This is a genomic window from Streptomyces sp. MBT53, from assembly GCF_016654115.1.
Classification (GTDB): domain Bacteria; phylum Actinomycetota; class Actinomycetes; order Streptomycetales; family Streptomycetaceae; genus Streptomyces.
Map to the genome: position 1 here is coordinate 19,912 of NZ_JAEQAZ010000121.1, position 7,969 is coordinate 27,880.

7 protein-coding genes are annotated in these 7,969 nt (G+C 71.2%); 3 read left to right on the forward strand and 4 right to left on the reverse strand.

Annotation, left to right across the window (positions count from 1 at the left end; translation table 11 throughout):
- Positions 1-5: 5 nt before the first annotated feature.
- Positions 6-689: an ABC transporter ATP-binding protein gene (locus JHN45_RS34160; RefSeq protein WP_201052976.1), complete on the forward strand. Its 684-nt coding sequence runs from the start codon at positions 6-8 to the stop codon at positions 687-689.
- Positions 686-1,900: an FtsX-like permease family protein gene (locus JHN45_RS34165; RefSeq protein ID WP_201052978.1), complete on the forward strand. Its 1,215-nt coding sequence runs from the start codon at positions 686-688 to the stop codon at positions 1,898-1,900. The genes JHN45_RS34160 and JHN45_RS34165 overlap by 4 nt, the downstream gene beginning before the upstream one ends.
- Before the next feature lie 25 nt (positions 1,901-1,925).
- On the opposite strand, the gene JHN45_RS34170 is transcribed toward JHN45_RS34165, so the two are convergent.
- The 4 genes from JHN45_RS34170 to JHN45_RS34185 form a co-directional block, all read right to left on the reverse strand.
- Positions 1,926-2,861 carry an SGNH/GDSL hydrolase family protein gene (locus tag JHN45_RS34170; protein WP_236584423.1) on the reverse strand — a complete coding sequence of 312 codons (936 nt, stop codon included), beginning with the start codon at positions 2,859-2,861 and terminating at the stop codon, positions 1,926-1,928.
- 178 nt (positions 2,862-3,039) lie between these two features.
- Positions 3,040-5,262: an MMPL family transporter gene (locus JHN45_RS34175; protein ID WP_201052980.1), complete on the reverse strand. Its 2,223-nt coding sequence runs from the start codon at positions 5,260-5,262 to the stop codon at positions 3,040-3,042.
- A 163-nt stretch (positions 5,263-5,425) separates the two neighbouring features.
- Positions 5,426-6,067: a GTP cyclohydrolase II gene (gene ribA, locus JHN45_RS34180; protein ID WP_200714685.1), complete on the reverse strand. Its 642-nt coding sequence runs from the start codon at positions 6,065-6,067 to the stop codon at positions 5,426-5,428.
- A 136-nt stretch (positions 6,068-6,203) separates the two neighbouring features.
- Positions 6,204-6,701 carry a MarR family winged helix-turn-helix transcriptional regulator gene (locus tag JHN45_RS34185; RefSeq protein ID WP_200714686.1) on the reverse strand — a complete coding sequence of 166 codons (498 nt, stop codon included), beginning with the start codon at positions 6,699-6,701 and terminating at the stop codon, positions 6,204-6,206.
- Positions 6,702-6,803: 102 nt separating this feature from the next.
- Between JHN45_RS34185 and JHN45_RS34190 the strand changes: the two genes are divergently transcribed.
- Positions 6,804-7,934, forward strand: a complete 1,131-nt coding sequence (locus tag JHN45_RS34190; RefSeq protein ID WP_201052983.1) for a dihydrofolate reductase family protein — start codon at positions 6,804-6,806, stop codon at positions 7,932-7,934.
- Positions 7,935-7,969 lie beyond the last annotated feature (35 nt).

Here is a 7,969-nt window from a genome sequence, read left to right on the forward strand (position 1 = left end):
GCCGTATGAACACCGCCTCCCCACCGGTCGTCCAGGGTGAAGGCCTGGCCTTCACGTACGCGGCCGGTGGTGGTCTGAGCCGGGCGGATCTCACGTTGCGGGCCGGGACGATGGCCGCTGTCGAGGGGCCGTCCGGGTCGGGGAAGAGCACGCTGCTCGCCGTCCTGGGGCTCATCCTTTCGCCGAGTGCGGGATCCCTGCGCATCGCCGGTGCGGACACCGGGGCGCTGTCGCCGGCCGGTCGGGACGCGTTGCGGTTGCGTTCGATCGGCATCGTGTTGCAGGACCTCGGGCTGCTCTCGTTCCTCAACGCCTGGGAGAACGTCGCCGCCGCCTTCGGGCCACGGCTGTCACGGCACCGTACGGCGGCCCGTGCCCTGCTGGGGGAGTTGGGCATGGAGCACCTCGCGGACTCGCCCGTCACCGAACTCTCCGGCGGACAGCGGCAGCGCATCGCCGTGGCCCGGGCCGCCGTGAAGGAACCGGCGCTCGTCCTCGCCGACGAGCCGACCTCGGGGCTGGACCCGAAGAACGCCGACTCCGTGATGGGTTCCCTGCGTTCGTGCGCCGACCGGGGTGCGGCCGTGCTGCTCGTGACGCACGCGTCCAGCGTCGCCGAGGCCTGTGATCAGCGGTATGTGCTCGACGAGGGTGTGTTGTCGGGCGTGCGTGAGGAGACGCGCGGATGAGCCGCTGGGGTCTCTGGAGCCCGTGGAGTGTTCACACCTGGACGCGTGATCGGCGTTCGCTGCGCCGGGCGCTGCCCACCCTCACGGTTCTCGCCGCGCTGCTGACCATGTCCGCCGGGGTCGCGGCCGGTGCCGCCCGTGCCGTGGAGCGGGATGTGTTGAGCTCCGGTGGGCTCACGCAGATCGAGCTCTCCTCGTTCGAGGGCGATACGTCGGTGCGGCCGCTCACCACCTCCGCTCTGCGGGAAGCCGCGCGCGTACCGGGTGTGCGGCAGGTCGCCGCCGACTACTCCGCCGTTCTGTACGCGGAGGGGAGCGGGACGTATGACCTGACCACCCACACCCTGACGCCGGGGGACGAACTGCCGGTCGTCAAGGGGGAGTTGCCCGCGCGGCTCGGCCCGGACGAGGTCGTGCTGCCCGTCGCCGCGCAGGGAACCGACTTCACTTCCCTCCTCGGCCGGTCCGTCGCCTTCGGGTACACGAGGGCGACCGGCGCCGCGTCCGGTACGAGCGCCGTGCTGAGGCTGAGGATCGTCGGCCTGTACGACCCGAGTTGGCAGGCCGACGGGCCTGGCGTCGCCTATCTGTCGCAGGACACGGCCGCGTTGCTCGCCGCGGCGCGCGCCGGACAGTCGTCGGGAGCCTTCCAGGCCAGGGAGGGGGCCCAGTCCGCCGTCGTGGTCGTCGAGCATCAGCGGCAGGTGGCCGCGGTCACCAAGTCCCTTCAGAACAAGGGGTTTTCGGCCGCCGCGGTGTCCGACCGGGTGCGTGACCTGCCCGGGTTGTTCGGTGCGGCGGATCTCGCGATGCGTGTCGGTGTGCTGGTTCTGGCGCTCGGCGCCCTCGCGCTCGGTGCCGTTCGGGCCGCGGACAGCGCGCGGGCCCGGATCGGTCAGTTCGCGATCCTGCGGATCCTCGGGTCCGGGCGGCCCGAACTCCGCCGGATCCTGCTGGGCGAAGCCGTGCTGTCGGGTGGGGTGGCGGGAGCGGTCGGCGCGGTCGCCGGCACGGTCGCGTCCGCCGCGCTGGCCGGTCCGTTGAGTGACGTACTCGGGTTGCCCATCTCCGTCACCGACGCTCTGCCCGGGCCGACTTGGGCCGCCGCGGCGCTGCTCCTGCCCGCCGCCGGACTGGCCGCCGGCACCCTCTTCGGCAGCCGCGAGGCCCTCCGCCTCGACCCCTATCTCACTGCTCGGGCGCACAGTTGACCTCCGCCGGTCGACGCTTGCCTTCCTACAGCGCCGACTTCACCGCCCGCAGCACCGCGTCCGCCATTCCCCGCTCCCCCCGGGCGTTCGGATGCACCGGTGCCGCCGGGCTGTCCGGTACGAGTGGTTCGATCCAGCGGGTGTTCTTCGCCGTGCAGGCGTTGTGGTCGGCGGAGGGGGTGTACGTGTCGACGTAGGCGACCCCCGCCTCCGAAGCCCGTTGGCGCAGCGTGGTGTTGAGCTGTTGCTCCTTCTCACGGATGAAGGTCACGTCGCCCGGTGCGAGAGACATTTCACGGCCGCAGTCGGCGCTGTCGGTCGGCAGGATCGCCGGGTACGAGACGACGTAGACGCGCGCCTCGGGGGCGCGGCGCCTCACCTCGGTCAGGATCCGGGTGAGTCGGTCGCCCGCCGTGGTGATCTTCTTCGCCACGGCGTCGGAGCCGGCCTGGCGCGCGCAGGGCGCGTCCTCGGTGAAGTACTTGCCGCTGCCGGTGAGTTGGTACAGGGCGCCCATGGCGACGCACCGTTTGATCATCGAGCTGAAGCCGATGTCGTTGCCGCCGATGCCGACCGTCACCAGGCGGGTGTCCGACGAAAGCGCCCTGAGCTGGGGCGGGTTGGTGCCGTTGTCGGTGTGCTGGGAGGAGGTCAGGTCGGCCGTGGTGGCGCCGCTGCAGCTCACATCGCGGAACTTGCCGCCCTTCAGGCCGAGTTCGGCGGCTACGAGGGCCGGGTAGTTGCCGGCGGAGCGGTCGCAGCCGGTGGGGGTGCCGGTGGGGTCGGTGATGCCGGGGCCTGCCGTGTAGGAGTCGCCGAGGGCTACGTACGGGCCCTTCGACGTGGTCGAGTACGTGACGCCGGTGTGGTTGTCGTCGCCGTCGCGGGTGACCAGGACCACCGTGAGCAGCGTGCCGCAGGCGAGGAGCCCGGCCACCCCGGCCTGCACTGAGGTTTTCATCGAAGTGCCCTCTCTTGCCGTCTCTGACTGGTGAGTTGTGGACTGTGGACGTCCGCGGGCCCGGCGACGGGCGGGGGGAGTGCCCCGTCGCCGGGCCCTGGCGCCGGGTCCCCGTCCCCACGGGATCCGGGCGCCGCGGGGCCGCCTCCGCTCTCGGCGGCCCCGGTCTGCGGGGTCCCTACGGGACCGCTGTGAGGTGGACGGCCGGGGTGTCGGCGGGCTCGGCCGCCGGTGCCGGGACCTTGCGGCTCAGGGCCTCGCCCTCGACGTCCATGCGGGGGAGGATCCGGTCGAGCCAACTCGGCAGGTACCAGGCCTTGTTGCCGAGCAGGGACAGGACGGCCGGCACGATCGCCATCCGGACCACGAACGCGTCGAACAGGACCGCGATGGCCAGCCCGAAGCCGATCATCTTGATCATCGAGGCGCCCGCGCCGATGAAGCCGGAAAACACCGCCATCATGATCAGCGCGGCGGCCACGACCACCCGGGCGCTGTGCCGGAACCCGGAGACGATCGCCTGGCCGGGGCCGTCCCCGTGGACGTACGCCTCACGCATCCGGGAGACCAGGAACACCTCGTAGTCCATGGCGAGTCCGAAGACGATGCCCACCAGGAAGATCGGCATCAGGCTCATGATCGGGCCGGTCTGGTCGACGCCCAGCCAGGAGGCGAGGTGCCCTTCCTGGAAGACCGCGACGACCGCGCCGAGCGCCGCGAGCACCGAGAGGAGGAAGCCGAGGGCCGCCTTGAGAGGCACCAGCAGCGAGCGGAAGACCAGGAGCAGCAGCACGATCGCCAGGCCCACCACCAGCGCCAGGTACGGGATCAGCGCGTCCTGGACCTTCTGTGCCACGTCGATGTTCAGCGCGGTCGTCCCGGTGACCTCGAAGCTCGCGCCGGAGGCCTGGGACTCGATCCCCGAGCGTTCGTCGCGGATCGTCTGGACGAGCTGCTTGGTCTTCTCGTCGGTGGGGCTGGTGGCGGGGGTCGCGGAGAACACCGCTGTGTCGCCCGCCGTGTTGAAGCGGGCCGGTGAGACGGAGACCACTCCGTCCGTGGCCGCTATGTCCTTCGAGATCGTCGCTACGGCGGTCTTCGCGTCGCCCGCCTTCTTCGCGTCCACGACGATGGTCAGGGGGCCGTTGAAGCCGGGGCCGAAGCCTTCGGCGAGGTCGTCGTAGGCGCGGCGTTCGGTGGTGGAGGTGGACTTGGCCTCGTCGCCGGGCATGCCGAGCTGGAGGTTGAGGGCGGGCAGCGCCATCGCGCCGAGTCCTACGACGCCGAGCAGCAGGACGGGGATCGGGCGGCGGACGACGATCCGGGCCCAGCGGCTGCCGCCGTTGTTCGCCGTGCTCCTCTTCCCGCGCCGGGTGCCCTTGCGGACTCCTCGCGACAGGACCTTCTTCGGCCAGAAGCCGAGGAGCGCCGGGACGAGGGTGAGGGAGATCAGGACCGACAGGAGGACCGCGCCGGCCGCCGCGAGGCCCATCTTCGTCAGCATCGGGATGCCGACCACCGAGAGTCCGGCGAGTGCGATGACGACGGTCAGGCCGGCGAAGACGACCGCCGAACCCGCCGTACCGGCCGCGAGTCCTGCCGCCTCCCTCGGCGCGTGACCCTTGGCCCGCTCCTCCCGGTAGCGGGAGACGACGAACAGGGCGTAGTCGATGCCGCAGGCGAGGCCGAGCATCGTGGCGAGGGTGCCGGTGGTCTCGGAGAGGCCGAAGGCGCTGCCCAGGGCGAGGATCGCGGACATGCTGATGCCGACACCGAGGATCGCGGTGAGGAGCGGAAGCCCCGCGGCGGCCAGGGAACCGAAGGTGATGAGGAGGACGATCGCGGCTATCGCGATGCCGATGGCCTCGGCGCTGCCGCCCGCGGCGGGCTGGGTGGCGAGCGCGTCGCCGCCGACCTCGACGGTCAGGCCCGCGTCCCGGGCCGTGTCGATGGCCCGCTCCAGATGGGTCTTGGCGGCGCCGGTGAGGTCGTCGGCCTTCACCTTGAAGGTGACGGTCGAGTAGGCCGTGGACGCGTCCTTGCTCACCGCCTTCGCGGCGAACGGGTCGACAGCGGAGGCGACTTGGGAACCGTCGGCCGCCTCGGTCACCAGCTTCTCGATCGCCGCCTTGTTGTCGGTGGCGGTGACCTTCTCGCCGTTCGGGGCGACGAAGACGATCCGTGCGCTCGCACCGTCGGCCGCCGTGCCCGGGAAGCGCTGCTCCAGCAGGTCGAAGGCCTTCTGCGACTCGATGCCCGGCATCGTGAAGCCGTCGTCGGGAGCGGTGGGGGCCTTGGTGGCGGCGAATCCGACGGCGCCGAGGACCGCCACCCACAGGAGGGTGACGAACCAGCGCCACCGGAAGGCCGTACGGCCCAAGTGATAAAGGAGAGTTGCCATGGCTGGGGAAGGCCTCCACGTCGGCGGTCGGTCGAGATCCGGATCGAGTGCGTGATCGTGGTCTCAACACTTCCGCCGACGGCCTTCCGCCACGAGGGAGTGCCCTCCCGAATGGATGGTGTAGCCCGCTACACCATCGGCCCGCGGCCCCTCGCCCTGCGGCTCAGCCCACGTTCAGCCCGGTCAGCCGGCCCAGCGGGAGGGTGTGGTGGGTCTGCAGGACCTTCGCGCGTAGATACCGGACGTTGTGGGGCGTGGTGAACACACCGGTCGGCACCCGGTCGTGCACGTCGATGCCGAGGCCGCGCAACTGGTCGGCCTTGTCGGGGTTGTTGGAGAGCAGGTCCAGGGATGTGATGCCCAGGGCCTGGAGCATCTGGGCGGCGGCCGTGTAGTCGCGGGCGTCCTCGGGGAGGCCGAGCGCGGTGTTGGCGGCGTAGGTGTCGAGGCCCTGGTCCTGGAGGGCGTACGCGTCGAGCTTGTTGTAGAGGCCGATGCCCCGGCCCTCCTGGCGGAGGTAGAGCAGCACGCCGCCGCGGTCGGCTATGCGCTCGACGGCCTCGCGCAGCTGGGGGCCGCAGTCGCAGCGGGCGGAGCCGAAGACGTCTCCGGTCAGGCATTCGGAGTGCAGCCGGACCAGCGGGGTGGTGCCGGGTGCCGGATCGCCGAGCACGACGGCCAGATGTTCCTGGCCGTCGGTCAGGCCGTGGAAGGTGACGAGTTCGGTGTCGACGCTGTAGCCGTCGTGGAAGCGCAGCGGTACCCGGACGCGGGCACGCGGGGTGGCGGCGGGGAAGTCGGGCATGCGGGTCTCCGAGTCCGAAGGGTGACGTAGTGGATGTGCTATGTGTTTCAAAACTGAAGCACATCCACGATCACGGACCCTACCTCATGCTTGAAATTTGAAGCAACAAGTTTGTGTGACGGCTCACGAAGACGGTTCACGAACACGGGGGCGTGGAGCGGCGGCGCCACGGCACGTCCTCCGGTGTCTCCAGTGCCCGCGCGATGCCCGTACTGATCTCCTCCAGCTGCCCCACCTGCTCCGGAGTGAGGTGGTCGAAGATCGCGGCCCGGACGGTCTCGACGTGCCCCGGCGCCGACCGCACCAACACGGCCATCCCCTCGTCGGTCAGGATCGCCGTACTGCCCCGCTTGTCCGACGGGCACCCCTCCCGCCGCACCAGCCCGTCCTTCTCCAGCCGGGTCACGGCGTACGTCAGCCGGCTCCGGGTGATCTTCGACTTCTCGGCGAGGTCGGTCATCCGCAGCCGGTGGTCCGGTACGTCGGAGAGGTTGGCGAGGATGGAGTAGTACAGGTGGGGCATGCCGGCCTCCTGCTGGAGCTGCCGGTCGATCGCGTCCTCCAGGAGGTGCGTCGCGGCGATGTAGGCGCGCCAGGCGCGCTGCTCCTCGGCGGTGAGCCAGCGAGTCGTCATGCCCCCAGTGTAGGTTTGTTTCAAACTTGAACCAAGCCCCGCCGTTCCACCAAGCCCCGCCGTTCCACCAAGCCCCGCCGGTCTCCAGGAGAGAGCGCGTCGATGTCTCTGCCCTACGTCCTGCTGTCCGCCGCCGTCTCCCTCGACGGCTACCTCGACGACACCGGCCCCGACCGGCTGCTTCTCTCCAGCCCCGCCGACTTCGACCGCGTCGACGAGGTACGGGCCTCTGTGGACGCGATCCTCATCGGCGCCGGCACCATCCGCGCGGACAACCCGCGCCTGCTCGTGAACTCCCCGGAGCGCCGCGCCGCCCGCATCGCCGCGGGCAGGCCGGAGTACCCCCTCAAGGTCACGGTCAGCGGCTCCGGCGACCTGGACCCGGCCGCCAACTTCTGGCACACGGGCGGCGAGAAACTCGTCTTCACGACGGACAAGGGAGCTGAGCGGGCCCGTCAACTCGGCCTCGCCGCCGACGTGTTCGCCCTCGGCCCCGAACTCGACTGGCGCCGGATGCTCGAACACCTCCACTCCGTCAGGGGAGTCGACCGCCTGATGGTCGAGGGCGGCGGCACGGTCCACACCCAGCTCCTCCAGCAGGGCCTGGCCGACGAACTCCAACTCGTCCTGTCCCCCCTCTTCGTGGGCACCCCGGACGCCCCCCGCCTCTTCGGCCCGGGCGCCTACCAGTCCGGCCGCCTGCGCCTGCTGGAGACCCGCCCCATCGGGGACGTCGTCCTCATGCGCTACGAACCCACCGCCCCCGGCACCGGCGACCTCCCCTCCGCCGCCGACCACCACTGGCTCGCCCTCGCCTGCGACCTGGCCGCCGACTGCCCGCCCTCGGAGACGGCGTTCAGCGTCGGCGCGGTGGTGGTGGCCGAGGACGGCACGGAACTGGCCCGCGGTCACTCCCGCGAGGCCGGCGACCCGGTGGTCCACGCGGAGGAGGCGGCCCTCGCCAAGCTGGACCCGGCGGACCCCCGCCTCGCCACCGCCACGGTCTACACGAGCCTCGAACCCTGCACCCACCGCGCCTCCCGCCCCAAGCCCTGCGCCCGCCTGATCCTCGACGCGGGCGTACGACGCGTGGTGACGGCGTGGCGCGAGCCGGACACGTTCGTGACGGCGGCCGACGGGAGCGGGGCGCTGGCCGCGCAGGGGGTCTCCGTGGTCGTACTCCCGGAGTACGAGGAGCGGGCGAAGGCGCCGAACCGGCATCTGCGGGGCTGAGGGGGGACACCTACTGTGAAAAAGTGTGTCACTTC

Excerpts from the sequence above, each read along its gene's own strand:
- JHN45_RS34160 (WP_201052976.1), top strand. The coding sequence starts at position 6 with ATGAACACCGCCTCCCCACCGGTCGTCCAGGGTGAAGGCCTGGCCTTC.
- JHN45_RS34165 (WP_201052978.1), top strand. The coding sequence starts at position 686 with ATGAGCCGCTGGGGTCTCTGGAGCCCGTGGAGTGTTCACACCTGGACG.
- JHN45_RS34170 (WP_236584423.1), bottom strand. The coding sequence starts at position 2,861 with ATGAAAACCTCAGTGCAGGCCGGGGTGGCCGGGCTCCTCGCCTGCGGC.
- JHN45_RS34175 (WP_201052980.1), bottom strand. The coding sequence starts at position 5,262 with ATGGCAACTCTCCTTTATCACTTGGGCCGTACGGCCTTCCGGTGGCGC.
- ribA (WP_200714685.1), bottom strand. The coding sequence starts at position 6,067 with ATGCCCGACTTCCCCGCCGCCACCCCGCGTGCCCGCGTCCGGGTACCG.
- JHN45_RS34185 (WP_200714686.1), bottom strand. The coding sequence starts at position 6,701 with ATGACGACTCGCTGGCTCACCGCCGAGGAGCAGCGCGCCTGGCGCGCC.
- JHN45_RS34190 (WP_201052983.1), top strand. The coding sequence starts at position 6,804 with ATGTCTCTGCCCTACGTCCTGCTGTCCGCCGCCGTCTCCCTCGACGGC.